This is a genomic window from Aquitalea sp. ASV11 (genome assembly GCF_016429185.1).
Lineage (GTDB): Bacteria > Pseudomonadota > Gammaproteobacteria > Burkholderiales > Chromobacteriaceae > Aquitalea > Aquitalea pelogenes.
Genome location: NZ_JAELUD010000033.1, coordinates 1 through 22,248 on the forward strand (window position 1 = coordinate 1; position 22,248 = coordinate 22,248).

Annotated in this window: 18 protein-coding genes and 1 riboswitch; of the genes, 7 read left to right on the forward strand and 11 right to left on the reverse strand. The window is 60.2% G+C overall.

Annotation, left to right across the window (positions count from 1 at the left end):
- Both JHD62_RS11890 and JHD62_RS11895 read right to left on the reverse strand, forming a co-directional pair.
- The coding region (locus tag JHD62_RS11890; protein ID WP_199103076.1) for a single-stranded DNA-binding protein at positions 1–387 on the reverse strand (387 nt) is incomplete at its 3' end.
- Between the two features lie 90 nt (positions 388–477).
- Entirely contained in the window at positions 478–1,842 is a 1,365-nt protein-coding gene (locus JHD62_RS11895; RefSeq protein ID WP_199103077.1) for an MFS transporter, read from the reverse strand.
- A gap of 180 nt (positions 1,843–2,022) precedes the next feature.
- Between JHD62_RS11895 and uvrA the strand changes: the two genes are divergently transcribed.
- From uvrA to JHD62_RS11910, 3 genes are all read left to right on the forward strand, one after another.
- Positions 2,023–4,851: an excinuclease ABC subunit UvrA gene (gene uvrA, locus JHD62_RS11900; RefSeq protein WP_045848295.1), complete on the forward strand. Its 2,829-nt coding sequence runs from the start codon at positions 2,023–2,025 to the stop codon at positions 4,849–4,851.
- 128 nt (positions 4,852–4,979) lie between these two features.
- Positions 4,980–5,423 (forward strand): VOC family protein, encoded by a 444-nt coding sequence (locus JHD62_RS11905; protein WP_199103078.1) that lies wholly within the window; start codon positions 4,980–4,982, stop codon positions 5,421–5,423.
- 338 nt (positions 5,424–5,761) lie between these two features.
- Positions 5,762–5,935, forward strand: a complete 174-nt coding sequence (locus JHD62_RS11910; protein ID WP_199103079.1) for a hypothetical protein — start codon at positions 5,762–5,764, stop codon at positions 5,933–5,935.
- 104 nt (positions 5,936–6,039) lie between these two features.
- Here the strand turns inward: JHD62_RS11910 and JHD62_RS11915 are convergent, their stop codons facing one another.
- Positions 6,040–7,689 carry a BBE domain-containing protein gene (locus JHD62_RS11915; RefSeq protein ID WP_199103080.1) on the reverse strand — a complete coding sequence of 550 codons (1,650 nt, stop codon included), beginning with the start codon at positions 7,687–7,689 and terminating at the stop codon, positions 6,040–6,042.
- Positions 7,690–7,907: 218 nt separating this feature from the next.
- Here JHD62_RS11915 and JHD62_RS11920 point away from each other — a divergent pair, with 218 nt between their 5' ends.
- Positions 7,908–9,164 carry a hypothetical protein gene (locus tag JHD62_RS11920; RefSeq protein ID WP_199103081.1) on the forward strand — a complete coding sequence of 419 codons (1,257 nt, stop codon included), beginning with the start codon at positions 7,908–7,910 and terminating at the stop codon, positions 9,162–9,164.
- 170 nt (positions 9,165–9,334) lie between these two features.
- Here JHD62_RS11920 and JHD62_RS11925 read toward each other — a convergent pair whose 3' ends face one another.
- The 5 genes from JHD62_RS11925 to JHD62_RS11945 form a co-directional block, all read right to left on the reverse strand.
- A complete protein-coding gene (locus JHD62_RS11925; RefSeq protein ID WP_199103082.1) occupies positions 9,335–10,447 on the reverse strand; it encodes a class II histone deacetylase in 1,113 nt (370 codons plus the stop codon).
- Positions 10,448–10,463: 16 nt separating this feature from the next.
- Entirely contained in the window at positions 10,464–11,645 is a 1,182-nt protein-coding gene (locus JHD62_RS11930) for an MFS transporter (protein WP_199103083.1), read from the reverse strand.
- 58 nt (positions 11,646–11,703) lie between these two features.
- Positions 11,704–12,579 carry a transporter gene (locus JHD62_RS11935; RefSeq protein ID WP_199103084.1) on the reverse strand — a complete coding sequence of 292 codons (876 nt, stop codon included), beginning with the start codon at positions 12,577–12,579 and terminating at the stop codon, positions 11,704–11,706.
- A gap of 123 nt (positions 12,580–12,702) precedes the next feature.
- On the reverse strand, positions 12,703–13,680 hold the full coding sequence (locus JHD62_RS11940; protein WP_199103085.1) for a response regulator transcription factor: 978 nt from the start codon (positions 13,678–13,680) through the stop codon (positions 12,703–12,705).
- Between the two features lie 324 nt (positions 13,681–14,004).
- Complete coding sequence (locus JHD62_RS11945; RefSeq protein WP_199103086.1) at positions 14,005–14,901, reverse strand: LysR family transcriptional regulator; 897 nt, start codon at positions 14,899–14,901, stop codon at positions 14,005–14,007.
- Positions 14,902–15,002: 101 nt separating this feature from the next.
- On the opposite strand from JHD62_RS11945, the gene JHD62_RS11950 reads away from it, so the two are divergent.
- The gene (locus JHD62_RS11950; RefSeq protein ID WP_052694302.1) at positions 15,003–16,271 is read left to right on the forward strand and encodes an MFS transporter; all 1,269 of its coding nucleotides are present in this window, start codon (positions 15,003–15,005) and stop codon (positions 16,269–16,271) included.
- An 85-nt stretch (positions 16,272–16,356) separates the two neighbouring features.
- On the opposite strand, the gene JHD62_RS11955 is transcribed toward JHD62_RS11950, so the two are convergent.
- Positions 16,357–17,757 carry an L-serine ammonia-lyase gene (locus JHD62_RS11955; RefSeq protein ID WP_199103087.1) on the reverse strand — a complete coding sequence of 467 codons (1,401 nt, stop codon included), beginning with the start codon at positions 17,755–17,757 and terminating at the stop codon, positions 16,357–16,359.
- 394 nt (positions 17,758–18,151) lie between these two features.
- Positions 18,152–18,239, reverse strand: a riboswitch (glycine riboswitch).
- Between the two features lie 146 nt (positions 18,240–18,385).
- The gene (locus JHD62_RS11960) at positions 18,386–19,027 is read right to left on the reverse strand and encodes an NAD(P)-dependent oxidoreductase (protein ID WP_199103088.1); all 642 of its coding nucleotides are present in this window, start codon (positions 19,025–19,027) and stop codon (positions 18,386–18,388) included.
- 124 nt (positions 19,028–19,151) lie between these two features.
- On the opposite strand from JHD62_RS11960, the gene JHD62_RS11965 reads away from it, so the two are divergent.
- Together JHD62_RS11965 and mmuM are read left to right on the forward strand one after the other, a co-directional pair.
- Positions 19,152–20,039, forward strand: coding sequence for a LysR family transcriptional regulator (locus JHD62_RS11965; protein ID WP_199103089.1), 888 nt, complete (start codon positions 19,152–19,154; stop codon positions 20,037–20,039).
- Entirely contained in the window at positions 20,036–20,992 is a 957-nt protein-coding gene (gene mmuM, locus JHD62_RS11970; RefSeq protein ID WP_199103090.1) for a homocysteine S-methyltransferase, read from the forward strand. Before JHD62_RS11965 ends, mmuM begins: the two co-directional genes overlap by 4 nt.
- 46 nt (positions 20,993–21,038) lie before the next feature.
- Here mmuM and JHD62_RS22985 read toward each other — a convergent pair whose 3' ends face one another.
- Positions 21,039–22,145, reverse strand: a complete 1,107-nt coding sequence (locus JHD62_RS22985; protein ID WP_199103091.1) for a methyl-accepting chemotaxis protein — start codon at positions 22,143–22,145, stop codon at positions 21,039–21,041.
- Between the last annotated feature and the right edge of the window lie 103 nt (positions 22,146–22,248).

The following is a 22,248-nucleotide window of genomic DNA, read 5'->3' on the forward strand; positions in this document are numbered from 1 at the left end:
GGCCGGTGCTGCGGCCGGGCGGGATTGCGCTGCCGGTTCGCCGTAGGCGTAGTTGTCGTCCATGGACGAGCCGCCTTCGCGTTTGCCGCCTTGCAGGCTCAGTTCGTTCACGCGCACATCCGGCGACAGTTGCTTCTGACCTTCCTTGTTCTGCCATTCGCGCAGGGTGAGCTGGCCGTACACGGTGACTTGCTGGCCCTTGCTCAGGAAGTTTTTCAGTGATTCGCCGCGCTTGCCCCATACCTGGCAGCTGAACCAGTTGGTGGTCTTGCGCTCGCCAAAGCCGATGTCGCTGGCCACGCGGAAGCTCAGCACCGGTTCGCCGCTCGGGGTGTAGCGCAGTTCGGCGTCTGCCGCCAGGCGTCCGTCAAAAGTGATGCTGTTCATGTGGATCTCCGATTCGATTCGATAATGCTGCGCCGGTCTTGGCCGACGCATGATTGCAGGGTGAGGTGCGTCCTGGCAATGGCCGCACCGTCAGGAATAAGTGGCTTCAACCAGCTGTTTCACGGTGTTTTCGTCCCAGCCTTGCTGCGAGACCTTGAGGTAGGCCACCCTGTCTTCCATCACCACCACCGCTTCGCTGACGCCGGCGAGGGCTGATAGCTGCTGTGATAGCTGTTGCGGGTTGCCTTGCCAGTCCTCTCCAATGTGGAACATTACCGAGCGCACTGCCTGTGGTGCCTGCATGCTGAAGGATGCCAGCAGCCAGCTGGCCATCAGCAGGCTGGTAAAGCCGAACACACCGGCAGGGCCGTAATGGGTGTACAGCCAGCCGCCGGCGGCAGCACCCATGAACAAGCCAAAAGACTGGGCCGTATTATACACACCGATGGCCGTCCCTTTGGCATCGGCCGGGGCAATTTTTGAAATCAGCGAGGGCAGGGTGGCTTCCAGAATGTTGAAGGCAATGAAATACAGGCCCAGCCACATCACGATCTGCCAGAAGCTGTCCAGCGCCAGTGCCATGCCCAGCTGGGCGGCAGTCATGATGGCGATGGCACCGATGAATACCTGCTTGAGCCGGGCTTTTTTCTCGCCATAGATGATGGCGGGCACCATCAGGATGAAGCCGATGACAGTCACCGGCAGGTACACCTCCCAGTGGTGTGCCTTGTCCAGGCCTGCGGTCTTGATCAGGGCAAACGGAATGGTGACGAACATGGCCATTTGCGCGGCATGCAGCGCGAAAATGCCGTAGTTCAGCCGCAGCAGTTGCGGGTTTTTCAGTACCGCCGGCAGGCGTTTGGTATTGGCTTCGGTATCCGAGTGAAAGCGCGAGATGGCCGGGTCGGGGATGATCAGCCACACGCCCACCAGCGCGGCCAGCGACAGCGCGCCGGTGAGCGCGAAAATGCCGTTGACGCCGATGTACTGCGCCAGCACCGGCCCCAGCACCAGGCTGACGGCAAAGGTGGTGCCGATGCTCATGCCTATCATGGCCATGGCGCGGGTGCGGTTCTCTTCACGGGTCAGGTCGGCCAAGAGAGCGGTAATGGCGGCGGAGATGGCACCGGAACCCTGGATCACGCGGCCGATGGTGAGGGTGACAATATCGTGTGCGCCGGCGGCCACGAAGCTGCCGATGGCAAACAGCAGCAGTCCGCCGTAAATCACCTTCTTGCGGCCGATGCGGTCGGACAGCATGCCCAGCGGCAGTTGCAGCAGCGCCTGGGTGAGGCCGTAGCTGCCCAGTGCCAGGCCAATCAGGGTGTGGTTGTCGGCCCCGTGCAGGGTTTGCGCGTAAATGGCAAACACCGGCAGGATCAGGAACATGCCCAGCATGCGCAGGGCGTAAATACCAGCCAGCCCTAGGCTGGCGCGCAGTTCAAGCGAATTCATGTGTGTTGTCGTTATCGATTCAGGAGTCAGGCTATCAACGCCGCCAACGGCCAGCGGTTTACCTTGCGGGCCATTGTCCTGCGCTGCCTTTTTTGCTGCAGCGCATACTTTGGTGGAGCGGCGGTCGCCAAGTCGGGTATATTATCAGGTTCCCCGACCGACTGAGTAACGCTCTCACACATGGACACCATCCGCATTCGTGGCGCTCGGACGCACAATCTGAAAAACGTCAATCTGGATTTGCCGCGCAACCAGTTGATCGTCATCACCGGCCTGTCCGGTTCCGGCAAGTCCTCTCTGGCTTTTGACACCCTGTATGCCGAGGGCCAGCGCCGCTATGTAGAGAGCCTGTCGGCCTATGCACGGCAGTTTCTGCAGTTGATGGAAAAGCCGGATGTCGACCTGATCGAAGGCTTGTCGCCAGCCATTTCCATCGAACAGAAAGCCACCAGCCACAACCCGCGCTCCACCGTGGGTACGGTCACGGAAATCCACGACTACCTGCGTCTGCTGTTTGCCCGCGTAGGCGAGCCGCACTGCCCGGAACACGGCGTGCCGCTGGCATCGCAAACCGTCAGCCAGATGGTGGACCATGTGCTGGCACTGCCGGAAGAAACCCGGGTGATGATCCTGGCCCCGGTGATTGTTGGCCGCAAGGGTGAAAACCTCGACCTGTTCGACGACCTGCGCGCCCAGGGTTTCATCCGCGTGCGGGTGGATGGCGAAGTGTACGAAATCGACAGCCTGCCCAAGCTGGACAAGAACAAGAAGCACACCATCGAAGTGGTGATCGACCGCCTGAAAGTGCGCGAGGACATGAAGCAGCGGCTGGCGGAAAGCTTTGAAACCGCCTTGCGCCATGCCGAAGGCCGCGCCATTGCGGTGGAGATGGATAGCGGCCAGGAACACTGGTTCTCCGCCAAGTTTGCCTGCCCGGTGTGCAGCTACAGTCTGCCGGAGCTGGAACCGCGCCTGTTCTCCTTCAACAACCCCATGGGTGCCTGCCCCAAGTGTGATGGCCTGGGCGAAATCACCTTTTTCGACCCCAAGCGCGTGGTGGCCCACCCGGAGCTGACCCTGGCCGCCGGGGCCATCAAGGGCTGGGACAAGCGCAACCAGTTTTACTTCCAGATGCTGCTGGCGCTGGGCGAGCATTACGGTTTTTCGCCTACGGAGCTTGCGTTTGAAGACCTGCCGGAAAAAGTGCGCCATGTGGTACTGCACGGTTCCGGCCGCGACAGCATCGAATTTGTCTACATGTCGGAAAAGGGCACCCGCTTTACCCGTGCCCATCCGTTTGAAGGCATCATCCCCAATCTGGAACGCCGCTATCGCGAAACCGACTCCAGCGCGGTGCGCGAGGAACTGGCCAAGTACCAGAACAACCAGCCCTGCCCGCACTGCCAGGGCTCGCGCCTGCGGCTGGAGGCCCGCCACGTGTTCATCGGCGGCCAGACGCTGCACCAGCTTAACCAGCTGCCGCTGAAAGAAACCGCAGCCTTCTTTGCCCAACTGGAATTCAGCGGTCAGAAACAGGCGGTGGCGGAGAAAATCGTCAAGGAAATCAGCGAGCGGGTGTCCTTCCTCAATAATGTGGGTCTGGATTACCTCAACCTGTCACGTTCCGCCGATACCCTGTCCGGTGGCGAGGCACAGCGTATCCGTCTGGCCAGCCAGATCGGTTCCGGCCTGACCGGCGTGATGTATGTGCTGGACGAACCGTCCATCGGCCTGCACCAGCGCGATAACGACCGGCTGCTGGCCACGCTGATGCGCCTGCGCGACATTGGCAACAGCGTGATTGTGGTGGAGCACGACGAAGACGCCATCCGCGCTGCCGATTACCTGGTGGACATGGGCCCTGGTGCTGGCGAACACGGTGGTGAGGTGCTGGTGGCCGGTACGCCGGCTGATGTTGCAGCGAATGAAAACTCGGTGACTGGTGCCTTCCTGTCTGGTCGCCGCCGCATCAACTGGCCGGGGGAGCGCCGCGCAGTCAATCCGGAACGGGTGCTGAAGCTGCATGGTGCCACCGGCAATAACCTGAAGAACGTTTCGCTGGAGCTGCCGCTGGGCATGCTGGCCTGCATTACCGGCGTGTCCGGTTCCGGCAAGTCCACCTTGATCAACGACACCCTGTACAAGATTGCCGCGCGCGACCTGAACGGTGCCAGCGAAGAACCGGCACCGTACGACAGCATCGAAGGGCTGGAGCTGCTGGACAAGGTGATCAACGTCGACCAGAGCCCGATCGGCCGCACACCGCGTTCCAATCCGGCCACCTATACCGGCCTGTTCACCCCCATCCGTGAACTGTTTGCCGGGGTGCCGCTGTCGCGTGAGCGCGGCTACGGGCCGGGCCGGTTCAGCTTCAACGTCAAGGGTGGCCGCTGCGAAGCCTGCCAGGGCGACGGGGTGATCAAGGTGGAAATGCACTTCCTGCCGGACATCTACGTGCCGTGCGACGTGTGCCACGGCAAGCGCTACAACCGCGAAACGCTGGAAGTGCAGTACAAGGGCAAAAACGTTTACGAAGTGCTGGACATGACGGTGGAACAGGCGCTGGAGTTCTTCAGCGTGGTACCGGCAGTGGCCCGCAAGCTCAAAACACTGATGGACGTGGGCCTCGGCTACATCCGCCTGGGGCAGAGCGCCACCACGCTGTCTGGTGGTGAAGCGCAGCGGGTGAAGCTGGGGCTGGAACTGTCCAAGCGTGACACCGGCCGCACTTTGTATATTCTGGATGAACCCACCACCGGCCTGCACTTCCACGATATCGACCTGTTGTTGCAAGTGCTGCATCGCCTGCGTGAAAACGGCAATACCGTGGTGGTGATCGAGCACAATCTGGACGTGATCAAGACTGCCGACTGGCTGATCGACCTCGGCCCGGAAGGCGGCGCGGGTGGTGGCCAGATCATTGCCACCGGCACGCCGGAACAGGTGGCGGATAATCCGGTCAGCCATACCGGGCGTTATCTCAAGCCGCTGCTGCAACCGCGCACCTGAGCGCGGCACGCGCAGCGCAGTACCAAGCCGCGGCGGGCAGCCAATGCCATTTTTGCCGGCTGCGGCAAACACCGTAGAATGAGCACGTGCCACTGGCTGGCGCGTCACCCACACCCGATGAGGATGCAATGCTATCGCTTGGCAAGATTGACCATATCCATATCCGTGTCACCGATCTGGCAAAGGCGCAGGGCTGGTACCAGCGTGTACTGAACCTGGCACCGGACACCCGCTACAAGCACATGCAGAGCGGGCCGCACGGCGTCGTGATGCTGATGAACAGCAATGGTTCGGTGCGTCTGGCCATTTCCCAGGAGGACAAGCCGGTTTGTGAGCCCGGTTCGGTGGCTTTTCTGGTAAGCGGGCAGGATTTCCTGGAATGGATAGACCAGCTGGCTGGTGAGCGGGTAGTCGATCGCGCCGGCCAGACCGTGGCGCGAGACTCCGTGGTGGATCACCAGTTTTTCTGTTCCATCAGTTTTGTCGACCCGTTCGGCAACCCGTTCGAGATCGTCAGCTACGACCATACCTGGCTTGCTGGCAAGCTCAAGCTGGCCAGCAAACCGGCCTGACCGGCTGTCTGCCGCCGCATTGGCCACCAACCCGCTACGGCGGGTTTTTTCATGCCTGCCGTGCTGAAAAATGCTGTCAAATCAGTAAGGTAGGTGAGGTGATGCCTGGGTGTCGTCAATTGGCGACCCAAAAAGTGCAGCCATTTCAATAACTTGGACAAGTTGTTGCAATGCTTGTCGCTCATTGCCGACAACCGGCATGGTTCGGTTTGCTAGTTTTCAATGCAAGTCATTGTTTTTAAATGACAATGCGTGGCTGGCATGGTGTTTGCAAAAACAGGCTTGTCTTCCAACCACATTGAAAGAAGCTCATGCATAAGAAATTGCTTGTTGTGGCCATGCTTTCCCTGCCCCCGGCCAGCCTGGGATTGATCAATCTGGTGTTTGCCGCCACGCCCGCGCCGCAGACACAGTCAGAGCAGCCAGAGGCTTCGGCACCACAAGGCAATCTGCCTGATGCAGCACCGGAGCAGGGCAGCAGCATGCCGCAGCCCGCCGGACAACAGCAGTAAAACTGCCACGCCGGGTTTGAACCGGTGACGTGACAAGGCCCGCCATTGGCGGGCCTTGTTTCAGCGGTTCAGTACCCGCTCAGTGAAAGCAGGTGCTGCCGGGTTCAGCTTCGTGGCAAGGAAAGAGGAATCGACATTTCGTGGCGGAATAGATTTTCCGGATCGATCTTGTTTTTCAAGGCGATCAGATTAGCAATCAACGAAGTATCCTTGTAGTACAGTTTGACCCAATCATAATCAATCCCCATCGCCGGATCGTCATTGATATATTTCATATCCACGTCTGGATAATTGATATAGCAACCGTCATAAGCTGGCGGCAAGGGCCTGTTGTTCGTGGAAGCATGTACCGCATTGTAAATGCGGCGAATCCAGGCCACTTGAACGTCGTCCTCGTTCGGGTCAGTCCAGTAAGTCTGATACTGTGCCTTCAGGATGGAATTACGTTGCGGTACGGCAGTATGACCAATTCCGTTGGCATTGATTTTGCCGCCATAGGAGTCAATCTGTACCAAGGATTGCGTCATTGCCGTGTCGTTAAGGTTGGTCAGGTTTTCAAATAGCGCTTTGCATACTTCATCGCTGAAGTTTTGAATCTGATATTCAGATTTGTATTTGCCGCGCTGATTATTGCCAGAGCCATTAATACTTTGGGTGACATAAATCCAGTCCATCGCCATGAGCGGGTCTGCCTGGCTGAGCGTCATGCCGGCATCACGGCGTCCCAACGGGTTGATATTGGGAAGCAGGAAGGCATCATGAACCACACCGGGTTTGCCTGCTGCATCATTCATCTTCTGGATGAAGTCATTCAGTGGCTTGTCGCGCTCGCCGCCAACCAAACCGTCTATACCAGTGTACTGGATGGCAAGGACAATATTGTCATCACTCTTGATATGATTCAGTTTGAACAGCGTAAACAAGCCACCATTGCCAATTGCCGGGTCCGGGTTATTGGAATTGGCATCATTGTCATGAAACCATTGCCAATAAGCCTGCAGCAGTTTGGTGAAACTTTCCGGGTTTTTCACGAAGTGGGCCCAGTCATATTTAAGCGGATACCAGTACGCTTGTTGCGGGGCGTCAGGCAGTTCTGCGTAGTAATAATTGATGATGATGCCAAAGTTGTTGCCGCCCGCACCGCAGCAGGCAGTAAACAGCACGCGGTCGGTTGCGTCAGCACTATCGGCTCGAACATGTTTGAATTGCAAGCTTTTACCATCTGAAGCTGGAACCAGGATATCTACACCGCTGACCCAGTCTACCGTCAAGCCATGCAGACGAGACAGCAGGCCGTAGCCACCACCACTGACGTGGCCACCAACGCCAACCGAATAGCAAGAACCGCCGGGAATGGTTTTTCCTGCTTGTCTGTATAGTGCAATGTATCCATCCCAGTTTTGATTGCCGGTAGCAATACGGAACTGATAGCCGTGACCATCCTTGTCATAAGGTGACTTGACCTTGCCTGCGGCGTCATGATCCATGCCTTTCATTTCGCCAACGTCAATGATTGCAAGTTTTTCTGCAGTATCCAGACGGTTGGAAACAAAACCTTCATAGCAGTGGCCGCCACTGCGTACAGTAATGCGGAAACCTTCACTCAGGGCTTCATTGGCAGCGGTCTGCACTTCTTCCGGCGTACTGCAGATATAAATGCGCTGGGCACCATCTTCGCTGGTAATCGGCCAGCGCAAATTGAAACCCTTTTGAAGGGCTACGTATGTTTTATTGTTGCTTTCAATCTTGTTCATGATGAATCCAATCAGTTGTTAATCAAACAGCAAGGCGGCTCATTGCTGAGAATTTTCTTGCCCTGCGGTATGAATTGTTGAGTCATTGCGCTGAATTAGCAATGAGTTATATTGGATTTTTCTTATTAACTGTACTTTAGTTCAGTACTTGTGGTGTATGTCATGTAAATGAACATGCCTATATAAGAGGCCGAAATTACCGGTAAATAAGTCCGGCAGTGACTGATATTCAATATGTGATGACATGTGAAAATGAATTGAGTGGTATCGGCGGAGTTGTGAAAATTATACTCAATGGAACGTATTGCACTGGGTATTCTCTATCGGAATACACATTTGTATTATTTAATATGTTTAGGGAGTATTTCGTGAGATTAAAAGACTTTGCATCCATTGTTGTGATTGCCTCAATGCTGGCCGGCTGTGCCAGTACCAATCTGACTGGCTTTCTGGATTCGTTTCGTCATTCCGGAAGTGGTCAATATACGGATACCGATCAGGCAATTCCGTTTATTTCAATGCTGTTTGATAATGGAGGTGTGGTAAATATTGATGTGGGTGAACTGCCATTTGTTTATGCCAAACTCGATGAGGATGGGGAGCTGGAATCGGTTCGTCCACTTGAGGGTGGGGTCCGGCTGGATGATGGCCAGCTGTTGCAGGGCTACCATTCTGATTCCTATGTCATTCGGCGCAGCTACAGTAAAAAAGGTAGTCCGGGAGCGGTGGTGATGCCGGACAAGCCCGATGCCCTGGACGCATGGTTAAGTCCCGACATGCCACCAGCCATTCTGTTTCTGTATCAGCAGGATCAGTCTGGTGGCATCAAGCTGGAAAATGCAGCGCAGTTTCTGAGTGGTGGAGCCAATATGGCTAGCCACCACATACAGGCACTATTGGCCGTGGATCCGTCCATTTATGAACTGGTACCGGGCAGTGACTATCGTCGCTTCTTGCAGCAGATGGCGACGCGTAGCAAGCGTTGCGACAACAAGGGCGACGAACGCAGCCTGGCAACGGTGCCCTGCCTGCCCAATCACCAATTGCCGGTGATTTTTGCCATCAAGGCCAAGCGGGTGATTCACCTGAGTCAGGAAATGCTTAATCATGCTTTCGGTGGCAAGGCTGATTTGCCACTCATCCCTGTTGATGCGAGCAAGACCAGCCTGGAAATTGATGCCAACAGGCAGCGCATTACTGCCTTGTTCACGCATTATGAGGATGCACATGAACAAGACCTCCCCTTGCAGTGGCGCTGCGACCAGGAGCATCACTGCTATCCCAGCGGAATTGCAGCCGACAACGATGAAACATTGGTGTATGCCGTGTTTGCCACCAGCGCCATGCGTTTTGCCCGTTATCTGGATGCCAAAGTGCCTTTCACGCTGAATAGCAGTCCTGCCTCGCTGACCCCGCCTGTCCCGGCAGCGCTTGCAGCCCGGCAGCGCCGTGACAAGACCCATTCCAATGCTTGAGCCGGTGCTGGGAAATGGGCAGTCCATGACGCGCCATGCCGCAGTACAAGGGATACGTCCTTTTCCTGTTGTGCCCATGGATTGCTGCTGATTTAGTCATGTAGGGTGTCATCCATCGCCATGCACAAGGCCCGCCATTGGCGGGCCTTGTGCATGGTCATTTCCGCCTGCTACAGCCCGTGCAGGCTGGCCATCTCATCCAGCAATTGGTGCTGCAATTGCAGCATGGCCGCGCAGGGCTGCTGCTGCTTGATGAAGTCCAGCAGCGGGTCGACTACTTCGCTGCTAAGGCCCGACAGGGCTTCGATGGTGGCGAGGCCGCAGAACGGCACATAGGCTTCGGAATAGCCGCCTTCATGCATCAGCACCAGTTTGCCGGCGCAGTGCTGCCCGGCAAAGCTGCGCAGCAGGCTGGTCATCTGGCGGAAGGTGTCACTGTGGGCCAGCATGCGCGCCAGCGGGTCCACCGCATTGGCGTCATAGCCGCAGGCGACGATGATCAGCTGCGGCTGATAGCGCTCCAGCGCCGGCAGCACGATACGCTGCATGGCGTACAGATAGGCATCATGACCACTGCCCGGTAACAACGGGATATTGATATTGGCCCCCAGCCCGGCCCCTTCACCCCGGTCTTCACTGCCGTTGTAGCCCGGCGGGAAGCAGCCATCCTGATGAATCGACATGGTGAGGACGTCCGGGCGCTGGTAGTAGATGGCCTGGGTGCCGTTGCCGTGGTGCACGTCCCAGTCCAGCACCGCCACCCGTTCTATGCCGTAGCGCGTCTTGGCCGTTTCGATGGCAACGGCGATATTGGACAGGAAGCAAAAGCCCATGGCGGCATCCGGCAGGCAGTGGTGGCCCGGCGGACGCGTCAGCACATAGGCATTGGCCACCTCGCCGCGCCACACCGCATCCACCGCAGCGATGGCAAGGCCGGCAGACAGGCAGGCAATGTTGTAGCTGCCGGGCCCGATGGGTGCTTGCGGGCCGAGCTCTCCGCCTCCGGCATCGCTGATGCGTTTGAATTCATCCAGATAGGCTGCGCCATGTACCCGCAGCAGGTCTTCACGGCTGGCCGGCTCGGCAGTACATTGCCGTAGCTGACGGCTGATGCCGGCTACATCCAGCAGGTTTTTCAAGCGGCGCTTGGTTTCCGGCGATTCGGCATGGCCGGCGGCGGCTGGCGGCTGCACCCAGCCTCCCACCGGCAGTGTCAGTGCATGCAGGCCGGCGCTGTGCCACATGCACAGTTCATCAAAATAAAAGGCGGTAGCGGATGTCATGGCATCTCCTTGGGTTTCATGCGTGGGCAGGGATGGAGCGGGGGGCTTGCAGTGCCAGCAACAAGGTCAGCGACAGGGCGGCTACCAGGGTGGCCAGCAGTAGCAAGACATGCAGGCTGCCGCCATTGGCGGCGATCAGCTGACCGGCCAGCGTGGGGCCGATGGCCAGGCCGCCACCGATCACCAGATTGGTGGCATTCATCAGCTTGCCGCTGTGGTCGATGTCGGCCAGTGTGGCCAGGATGAAAGGCAGGATGAAGGTCCAGCTGAACTTGAACAGCAGTGCTGCGGTGGCAAAGCGCGCCAGCGCCGGGTTATGCAGCAACAGCAGCATGGCTGCCATCATCATGGCAAAGCCGGCCAGCAGCAGTCGGGAGCGTGGCAGGCGGCGGCCAATCAGCGAGGCGCTGCCGGCACCGGCCACGCCCAGCAAGGTGGCAATGGCGAAGATATTGCCGCTTTGCTGCGGCTCAATGCCGGATTGCACGGCGATCTGGCCGACAAAGGTCCACACCCCGCTCAGGCTGATGTAAAACGCCAGCGTGGCGATGATGCCCAGTGCGGCACGGCCACGGCGTGGGTCGTAGGTGGACACTGTGCTCGCTGGCGTGACTTCCTGCAGGCGCTGGGGAAAACAGCGCGCCAGCGGAGCACACAGTGCCATCAGCAAGGCCAGCCCCACATAACAGGCGGCAATGCCGAAGCGGGCAAACAAGGATGGCATCGCCACCAGCCCCACGGCACCCAAGGCCAGCTGGCCCATCACCCACAAGCCATAAACGCGGTCGCGGTTGGGCAGGGTGGCGGCAGCGGACAGGCACAGAATCATCAGCGAGCCACCCGCCAGCGCACTGACAAAACGCAGGCCCAGCAGCAGCGGATAGCTGACGGTAGTGGCCGACAGCAGGTTGGCTGCGATGAATACCAGCACCGCCAGCCAGGCGGCATTGCGCCAGTTGACGCGCGGCAGCCAGAAAAATGCCGGCAGGGTGGCCAGGCTCATGGCACCCAGTTCGGCGGAGAACAGCTTGCCGATATCCACCGGCCCCAGTTGCAGCTGGCTGGCCAACTGGCTGGCGACGGCGGGGGCCATCATCAGCACGGCAGGGACGATGGCGGCAAAACCGACAATGGCGGCCATGGCCGGGCGCGCATGGTGATCCGGTGCGGCGGGCTTGGCGCGGGAGAGCGTGTTCATGATTTTTCCTCTGTAGCGGGTGATCCGTCGGGCGGATGTTCTTGTCGGCTTGCTCAACTCAGAAAACATGTACCAGACGCAACATGGCCTGGCTGCTGTCAAAGCTGTTGGTGGTGTGGATATTGCGCGCCAGCATCAGCATCAGCTGGTCTTGCTTGCTGAGCCAGTGGCCCAGTTCGACGCCCAGCTGGGTACTGTTCTGCCGGGTGTCGGGCAGGTCCTGTCCATTCAGGCGCAAGGCACCGCCACGGGTGTGGTACAGCCGTAGCGCGCCGTAGGTATCTGGCGTGAAGTCATAGGAGGCAAAGGCCTGCAGGCGGTACAAGGGCTGCTGTTTCAGGTTGTTGCCGAGATAGTTGTCGTTGTTGCCGTAGAACTGGGCTTCCAGCGAGGCTTCCAGCACCCAGTTTTTGCCTACACCGTGGGTGTAGTTGTAGAGAAAGGTGGCACCCCAGCGGTTTGCTCCGGCGGAAACATCCGGGTGCCGGGCGTCGTAGTTGCCTACCGGCAGGGTGATCAGGGTCAGCAGGCCGCTGTACGCGCGCTTGTCCGGCTGGTTGATGAAGAACAGCGTGCCGCCCACCTGCGGATCGCCGATGCCGCTGTCCTGCTGGCTGGTCTGGCTGCCGGGCAGGGTGGCTTTGATGTGAGCGGCCGGGATGATGAACTGCGGCGTGCACAGGGTGCCGCAGATATCGGAAAACCATAGCTGACGCCAGGCCAGGGCCTCCACGTTGAGCCGGGCCTGCTGGTCCTTGCCGCTGGCGGAGTGAAAGCTGTCGGCCCAGGTGACGGGCAGGTAGAGCACGCCCAGCGAGGTGCCGACCGGCGCGCTGAAAAAGTCGCGGGCATTGGTGTCGGCGGCTTGGCCAGGCAGGCTGACAAGCAGCAGGCTGGCCGCCAGAGCGGCCAAAACAGGGCGAAACGGGGTCATGGTTTGTTCCTTTGGGTGGGTGGGCGAAAAAACCTGGACGCAGCTGTCCCTGCCAGCCATGGCGGACCATGGCAGCTTTGGCAACTTCAGGGACGTAGGGGTCGAATCAGCAGGCTGGAAAGATCAGCCGAATGGCGCTTGCTGGTGCAAGAGATGGGCGATGCCTGCCTTGCCCTTGATGCCCAGCTTGGCGTAGATGGCGCGGATGTGATGGCGCACGGTATGCGGCGACATGCCCAGCCTGCGCGCGATGTCCTTGTAGGTGAGCCCTTCGCCGAACAGGCGGGCGACATCGGTTTCGCGGCTGGAAAGCTGCTCCATCGCGCAGCGGTAGCGCGCGGTCAGCAGGAAGAGGTCGCTGATGCGGCGCGCCTCGATATTGAGCCGGGCACCGTCATGCCCTTGCGGTGACAGGCCTGCGGGCAAGGCCGGGCCAGTCCATTGTGGCCACTCGGTCAGCAGCAGGTCGACAAAGCCGGGCTCGGCACAGTGCAGGGTGCCGTGCTGGTCGCACACTGCCATGGCTAGCCGTGGGCCGCTCAGGGTTTCGCGCAGCGCCTGCAGGGTGCGGATCTGGTTGATGGCCACCGTGGAGGCCAGGTGCGGCATCAGGCAGGACAGCAGCAGGCAGTCGGCGGTAGTAAAGCGTGGTGCGCCGGGGTGGCGGTACAGCGCCAGATGGTCGCTCAGCTGGGTGACCGGGTCGATGTGAATCACGCACAGCAATTCACCAATGTCGTGGCGCTGGCCCAGCCATTGCAGTTGTGGCGGTGCATCGCCGCCCTGCATGTCCACCACCACGGCCAGGCCTGGCCGGGCATGCACGCGCGTCACGGTAATGTCGTGCTGGCGGATAGATTTCCAGTCGTCGATGTAGTGATCCGGCAGGCCAAACAGAAAGGAACTGTGCTCATGCGGGCCATCCGCCGCCTGGGCGGCGCGGCCCCACCAGGCCTTGTCGAAGTGCAGTTGCGGGCGCAGGCACTCCAGCACGGTGTGGTGAAAGCGTTCCAGCGACTCCTCGCGCGCCAGGCGATAAATCTCCAGCAAGATGGCGCTGAACATGGCCAGATCCGGCTGATGGTCTGATGGCTGCTGCATGTTGTTCTCCTCTGTATGGCGTGCGGTGGCTGCGTGGCCTGCCGTCTGTCCTGTAGAGCGGCTAACAAAATAGCGTAGCGTCCCTGGGGCAAGGCGCGCCGACGCAGACAGTACCATGAGTACGGCAAGGAGGCGCAACGCAGCGGCAGGGGGTTTGTCAGTCGCTCTTGTTGTGGAGTCAGTGTCATGCAGCAAGGCAGGGCTGACCATCCTGCAAATGAGGGATGGGCTGGTGTTAGCGGAAAATCCGGGCTGTTGCCATGAAAAATCCGCCATTTTTGCCAATTCTGGATAGACAAAATGCAACAAATCGTCAGCCAGGTATCAGCTGGCCGGGATTTCGTCCCACAAGTGGGTAATAAAGCCGGCCACCAGCGGCGAGCTGTCGCCCTCGCGGGTGGCAATGCCCATGGCCAGATACGCGCCCTCGTCGGTCAGCGGGATATAACGCACTCCCGGCAGCTGCACGCAGTTCAGCGGGGAGGGCAGGATGGCGATGCCAAGGCCGGCCGCCACCAGCCCCACCTGGGTGGTGGCCTCGCCCGCTTCCTGGGTGATGCGCGGCTCGAACCCATTGGCCTCGCACAGCTGGCGGATGACCGTATGCAGGCCGGTACCGGCACTGCGTGGATAGCTGATCATCCCCTCGTCACGCAATTGTCCCAGCGACAGGCTGGGCTCACCTGCCAGCGGGTGGTTGCTGTTGATCACCACCAGCAGCGGGTCGCGCCGCAGCTCCTGCACCACTATCCGGTCTGCCGGGGACAGGCCGTTGAAACGCACGAAGCCGACATCGATATCCTGCTGCTGCAAGGCGGAGAACTGGTCGGTGGTGAACATTTCACGCAAGGTCAGCCGTACTGCCGGGTAGTGCTGGCGATAGGCATGCAGCGCGGCGGGCAGGATGGGGGTAAGCGGCAGGGAGGAGGTAAAGCCGATGCGCAACTCGCCTACCTCGCCACGTGCGGCGCGTCTGGCCTGTTCGGCGGCCTCTTCGGTATCGGCCAGAATGCGCCGGGCGCGTTGCAGAAATTGCTGGCCGGCAGCGGTCAGTTCCACCTTGCGCTTTTCCCGCAGAAACAAGGCCACGCCCAGCTCGGCTTCCAGAGCCTGGATTTGCTGGGACAAAGGTGGCTGGGCGATGTGCAGGCGCTCGGCAGCGCGGGTGAAGTGCAGTTCTTCGGCAACCGTGACGAAATAACGCAGGTGGCGCAGTTCCATATTGATACTTTTAAAGTATTAATAAATGAATAAAGATATATTGGACTGCTGTTTTGTCAAGGACTAAGCTCGAATCCTGTATCACTGCTACCGGTTTCATCATGCCTCCCGATTCTGCTTCCTGTGCTGCTACGCTACATGCAGGCCCTGCTGCCTCACAGGAGAACACCATTTCCCCCAGCGCCCGCCTGCAAGCCGGTTCGCCCGCCTTTCGCGCTACTGCGCGTGCCATGTTTGTCGGCGGCTTTTGCACCTTTTCCATGCTGTACAGCATGCAGCCGCTGATGCCGATGTTTGCGCAAGACTTCGCCCTGAGCCCGGCTGCCGCCAGCAGCGTGCTGTCGGTGCCCACCACCGGCCTTGCGCTGGCGCTGATTCCGGCCAGCTTTCTGGCGGACAAGGTGGGGCGCAAGCCGGTGATGAATATCGCACTGAGCCTGGCTGCACTGCTGATGTTGCTGGCGGCCTTTGCGCCCGGCTTTCAGCAGTTTCTCTACCTGCGTGCCATTTTCGGTGTGGTGCTGGCTGGCTTGCCTGCCGTAGCCATGGCCTATCTGAGCGAAGAAGTGGAGCCCTTGTCACTTGGCCATTCCATCGGCCTGTATATTGCCGGTAATGCACTGGGCGGCATGAGCGGGCGCTTTCTGGCCGCAGTGATTGCCGACCACTTTGGCTGGCGTGCCGCAGTACTGTCACTGGCGGTGCTGGGGATTGCCGGTGCCATCGAATTCTGGCGCAGCCTGCCGGATTCGCGCCACTTCAAGCCGGTGCCATTGAACCTGGCCGAACTGCGGCGCGATGTGGGCAGCCATTTTGCCGACGGCGGCCTGCCCTGGTTATTCCTGTCTGCCTTCCTGTTCATGGGCTGCTTTGTCAGCCTGTACAACTACCTGGGTTTCCGCTTGCTGGCTGCGCCCTTCAACCTGAGCCACAGCGTGCTGGGCTTTGTGTTCTCGCTGTACATGGTGGGCATCTGGGCCTCGGCCTGGGTGGGTCGCATGGCCGACCGCTTTGGCCGCCGCAACATGCTGTGGCTGATGGTGGTGCTGATGGCCGCCGGGCTGGTGTGCACGCTGGCGGATTCGCTGTGGCTGATGGTGCCGGGCATTGCCTTGTTTACCTTCGGCTTCTTTGGTGGCCATTCGGTGGCCAGCAGCTGGATTGGCCGTCGTGCGCAACGCGGCAAGGCGCTGGCCTCGGCGTTTTACCTCACCGCCTATTATCTGGGTTCCAGTGTGGTGGGGTCGTTTTCCGGCCTGCTGTGGGGCATGGGCAAATGGAATGGCGTGGCGGCGATGATTGCGCTGGGTTTGCTGGCCCTGCTGCTGATTGCCCTGCGGCTGCGCAAGCTGGAGCCGCTGGCAGTCTGATTCTCTGGTAGAGCCAGCCATGAAAAACGCCGTGGACAGTGTCCACGGCGTTTTGTGATCTGGCCCGCAAGCCAAGGTGCTGGTATCAGCACTCCACCACGTTGACCGGTACTTCAATCACATTGATGGCAAGGCCGCCACGGGCGGTTTCCTTGTACTTGGTGCTCATGTCGCGGCCGGTATCGCGCATGGTCTTGATCACGCGGTCCAGCGACACGCAGTGCTGGCCATCGCCACGCAAGGCCATGCGCGCGGCGTTGATGGCCTTGACCGAGGCCATGGCGTTACGCTCGATGCACGGCACTTGCACCAGGCCGCCCACCGGGTCGCAGGTCAGGCCCAGATTGTGTTCCATGCCGATTTCCGCCGCGTTTTCCACTTGTTCCGGCGTGCCGCCCATCACCTCGGCCAGCGCGCCAGCCGCCATCGAGCAGGCCGAACCTACCTCGCCCTGGCAGCCCACTTCGGCACCGGAGATGGAGGCATTGAGCTTGAACAGAATGCCGATGGCGCCTGCAGTCAGCAGGTAGCGCACGATGCCGTCTTCGCTGGCACCCGGTACAAAGCGGGCGTAGTAATGCATTACCGCAGGGATGATGCCGGCTGCGCCATTGGTGGGGGCAGTCACCACGCGGCCACCGGCGGCGTTTTCTTCATTCACCGCCAGCGCATACAGATTCACCCAGTCCATCACCGTCAGCGGGTCGCGCAGCGCGGCTTCCGGTGCAGCCAGCAGCTTCTGGTACATGTCGGCGGCGCGGCGTTTTACCTTCATGCCACCAGGCAGGGTGCCTTCGCGCTGGCAGCCGCGTTTGACACAGGCTTGCATCACGCCCCAGATGGTGAGCAGGTCGCGGCGCACTTCTTCCTCGCTGCGCCAGGCCAGTTCGTTTTCCAGCATGATCTGGCTGATGCTCTTGCCCTGTTCCTTGCATAGCGCCAGCAGTTCGGCTGCGCTGTTGAACTGGTGCTTGAGTTCGGTGACTCCCGGTGGGGTAAAGCCGGCCTCGATAGCGGCTTCGTCCACCACAAAACCACCGCCCACCGAATAGTAGGCACGCTTGGACAGGCTGTTGCCGTCAGCGTCGAAGGCTTCAAAAATCATGCCGTTGGGGTGATAGGGCAGGGTTTTGCGCTTGTGCAGTATCAGGTCGTCCGGCTCGTTGAAGGCAATGGCGTGCTCGCCCAGCAGTTTCAGCTGCTTTTCCCGGCGGATGGTGGCCAGGATGTCCGGCACGGCGTCGGTATCCACCATGTCCGGCAGTTCGCCCGCCAGGCCCAGCAAAACGGCGGTATCCGAGCCGTGGCCCTTGCCGGTGGCACCCAGCGAGCCATACATCTCGCTGCGTACGCGGCGGGTGGCCGTCAGCTGGCCGTCTTTTTCCAGCCGGGCGACAAACTGGCGCGCGGCACGCATCGGGCCAACCGTGTGGGAGCTGGACGGGCCGATACCAATTTTGAACAGGTCAAAAACACTGATTGCCATGATGCTCTCTTGTCTGATGCAGGCAGCCTGCCGTGCAGGCTGCCGGTGTTGCGGGTGGGGGACTGCCTGGTTGCGGATGCAGGCCCGTGTGTCGTGTGTCAGCGTGTCATGCTTTGTGCAGGCTGACTGTTCTGCTTCCGGCCATCAGGCGTCGTGAAGCGTCAAGTCCGGTAACCGGGTGGGGGTTGGCGAGCGGGCGCAGGTCTGCTGGTGCCGGGCGGTGGCTAACGGCCGGGGCTTGCCCCTTGAATTCAGCCGGACAGCCTGCGCGCAGGCATGGCGCAGTCTTCGCCCCCTCTGTCCTTTTGCCTGAGAGATTATGGTCGGTGTGCGACCTTCCTTCGGCGAGACCGCAGGGCAGCAAACAGGCCCGGGTCTTCTCTCCAGAGAGCCAGATGATGATGCAGTTCTTTTGCCTGAGAGTTTCTGGGGCGATACCCCTTCGGCGTCACCTCCGGGGTGATCTCTCCTGCGCCATCCATTACGGCTGGCTGGCACTGTAGATAAGCCGGGAATGGCTGTCAACGCCAATATTGGTGCGGGTTTTGATGTGCGGTTGCAGCATGCGCGGGCCCATGAAAAAAGCCGCCTGCAGGAGCAAGGCGGCCAAGGCGGGTACGCGGGAAAATCAGTGTGCGACGGTAAAGCGCTGGCGGCTGTGGCGTGGCGTTTCCACCTCGTCGGCAATGGCTACGGCAAGGTCGGCCACGCTGATGCCGGCGGGTGCTTCACCATCCATCAGCAGTGCATCGCCCCCCAGACGGTACTGACCGCTGCGCTCGCCCGGAGCCAGCAGCGCCGGTGGCGACAGGAATACCCAGTCCAGCACGGTTTCCTGTTGCAAGTCTGCCAGTGCCTGGCGGGCGCCTTCGGCACCTTCCTTGTATTCGGCGGGGAAGTGCGGGGTGTCGATCAGTTGCACGCCCGGTGCCACATACAGGCTGCCGGCACCGCCCACTTCCAGAAAACGTTTCACCCCTGCCTGTTTCACGCCGGCAACAATGGCGGCATGGCCCTTGAGGAAGAGGGCGCGGATGTCGGCCTTGTCCCAGCCGGGGTTGAAGGTGCTGATCACCATATCGTGTCCGGCAACGGCCTGGGCAATGGCGTCGGCATCATAGGCATCGGCCTTGACGGCTGTCAGTTGCGGGTGGGCGGGCAGGCGTTCCGGACGGCTGACAATGGCCGAAACCTGATGCTGGCGGGCCAGCAGTTCTTGCAGTACGGCAGAGCCGACAAAGCCGGTGGCACCAATCAGAGCGATTTTCATTTTGCATTCCTTTGTGTGGATAGTGAATGAATCGCAGTGTAATGACTTGCCGTCCTGCTGATAATCAGCTGATACTGGCATTAATAACTTAGCCAAACTTAATAATATGGATATCTTGCGCCGTATGGCAGTGTTTGCCACCGTGGTGGAGCAGGGCTCGATGGTGGCGGCGGCACGTGCGCTGGGCATGACGCCATCGGCAGTCAGCCAGCACATCAGCAAGCTGGAGTCGGAACATGGCGTGTCCTTGCTGCACCGGACCACGCGCAGCCTGACCCTGACCGAAGCCGGCAGCCTGTTTTACCAGGGCTGCGCCGACATGCTGGCCGCTGCGCGCCTGGCCGAGCAGCGCCTGAACGAAATGCGTGACGCCCCGGTGGGCGAATTGCGCCTGTCCGCCCCCACCGGCTTTGCCGGGCCCATGCTCACCGAAGCACTGGCCCCCTTGCTGGCGGCCCATCCGCGCCTGAGCCTGAAGCTGTTCTTTCATGACGAAATGATTGATCTGGTACAGCACCGCATCGACCTTGCCTTGCGTGCCGGGGATCTGAAGGACTCCTCGCTGGTGGCGCGCCATCTGGCGGACTGGGACAGCGTGCTGTGCGCCGCTCCGTCTTATCTCGCGCGTCATCCGGCCATCACCACGCCCCAGCAACTGGAACAGCACCAATGGGTGATGCTGGACCATGAGCGCAGTCACACTTGGCTGACCATGGAAAATGCAGCTGGCGAGGTAGAGCGGCCAATGGTGGAGCGGCGGGTGAGCAGCAATAACATTCTGGCGGCGCGGCAGTTTGTGCTGGCCGGCATGGGCCTGTCGATACAGCCGGAGCCCGAAGTGCGGCAGGAACTGGCCGATGGGCGCTTGCTGCGTGTGCTGCCGCAATGGCGCTTGCCTGCCCTGGGGATTTTCGTGGTAACGCCACGGCGCGATGCCCAGCCGGCTAAAGTGCGCTATGCCATCGAAGCCTTGCGCCAGCGCATGCAGCAAAAAACGGGAGCGGCGACATGAGCAGGGCGGGCCTGACGGTGCTGCAGGACAGGCTGGCGCAACGCGATTGCCTGTTGCTGGACGGTGCGCTGGCCACCGAGCTGGAGGCGCGCGGTTTTGATCTGGCTGACCCGCTGTGGTCGGCACGCGTATTGCTGGAAGCGCCACTGGCCATCGCCCGGCTGCATCTGGACTATCTGCAGGCCGGGGCCGACATCATCACCACCTCCAGCTACCAGGCCAGTTTTGAGGGCTTTGCCCGGCGTGGCCTGGACCGGCAGCAAGCCGCCGGGCTGATGCAGCTGTCGGTGGATCTGGCCTTGCAGGCGCGCCAACGCTTCATGGCCGGCCAGCCGGAAGGGGCGACAGCGCCGCTGGTGGCAGCGTCGGTCGGGCCTTACGGGGCCATGTTGGCGGATGGCGCGGAATACCGGGGTAATTATGGCCTGAGCGTGGCGCAGCTGATGGATTTTCACCGGCCACGGCTGGCCGTGCTGGCTGCCAGCGGGGCCGACTTGCTGGCCTGCGAAACCATTCCTTGCCCGCAGGAGGCCGAAGCGCTGGCCCGCTTGCTGCAGCAGGAATTTCCCGCCACGCCGGCCTGGATCAGCTTCAGTTGCCGGGATGCAGAACATGTATGGCAGGGCGAGCGGCTGGCCGACTGCATGGCCATGCTGGACGCTGTGCCGCAAGTGGTGGCGCTGGGGGTGAACTGTACCGATCCCCGGCTGCTGGAGGCACTGTTGGGGCAAGCGGCCAGCGTTACTTCCAGGCCCTTGCTGGCCTACCCCAACTCCGGCGAGCACTGGGATACGGAACGGCACTGCTGGCAGGGCAGCGCCAGTGTGGAGGGTTTTGTTGCACTGGCGCAGCGCTGGCGTGCTGCCGGGGCGCGGCTGATTGGTGGCTGCTGCCGTACCGGCCCGGCGCATATTGCGGCCTTGCGCGCCAGCTTTGTCGCCGATGACGGTTAAACAAAAAGCCGGTCAAGGACCGGCTTCAGGCGGCTGACAAAGTGATTCAGATCTTGCGGGTACAGGGCTGGTTTTCCATGTCGGTCAGGATGTCCATCACCTGGCTGGACGCATCTTCCATGCGGCGCAGTGCCTGTTGTGCCTTGGCAAAATCGTGGGCGTGGAAGGCGTTGAGCGCTTCCTTGCCGAAGTTGTGCACATTGGCGTGCGGCGCTTCCAGCTGGGTGTAGTTGCTGTTGCCCTTGCATTCCTGTGCGCCGCGGCCTTCGTAATACCACTTGCCCAGACGGCAATGCTGGTGGGAGGACACCTTGTCGGCATGCAGGTCGTGATAGCCGATGAAGGCCTTGTAGATATCCAGCTTGAACACGATGTGGTCCAGCTTCACCACTTCCATGAAGCTGGTGTTGGTGCCCTGGGCAATCACCCGCGCCATCTGTTCGCTGACATCCACCATGCTGCGGATGGCATTGGCGGTTTCAATGCCGGTTTCACGGTAACCGGCTACCTGCGCAGCTGCTTCGGTCACTTGTTGCTTGGTGCTGTGCGAGGCGCTTTCCACATCGCCCACCAGGCTGGAAATTTCATTGGTGGCATTGGCCGTGCGCTCGGCCAGCTTGCGTACTTCGTCGGCCACCACGGCAAAGCCACGGCCCTGTTCACCGGCACGGGCGGCTTCGATGGCGGCGTTCAAGGCCAGCAGATTGGTCTGATCTGCCACGTCCTTGATCAGCTGCACGAACTGGCGGATCTGCCCGGTCTTGCTGTTGAGCGAGTCCATGGATTCAGCGGTTTTCTGCTGTGCCTGGGCAATTTCATCAAAGCTGTGTGCCAGGGTGTCCACTGCGCCACGGGTGCCGTGCAGGGTGGTGACTGCATCGGCGGCAGCACCAAAATTGCTTTCCATCAGGGTGGCGAGGTCGGCAAACGAGGTGCGGATGCTGGCGAGGCTGCTGCAAAAATCACCAAAGGGTTCGATATAGCTGTCATTGCGCTGGCTGGTCAGTTGCAATCTGGACAGCTGTTGCTCGGCTTGCTGGCGGGCTTGTTCACTTTCCTGCAGGCGGGTTTGATTGAGGCGTGCTTGTTGTTCCAGCTGTGCGACTTGCTGCTCTAATTCCTGGATACGTCTGTTCTTTGCTGCACCAAACATTAAAGTCTCCGGCTACCGTTGGGTTGTTCTCTTTGATTGAAGCTGTTGTTTTGATTTTTAATGACTTTACTGCGCTTCAGCCTGTCGTGCTGAAGTATTTGCA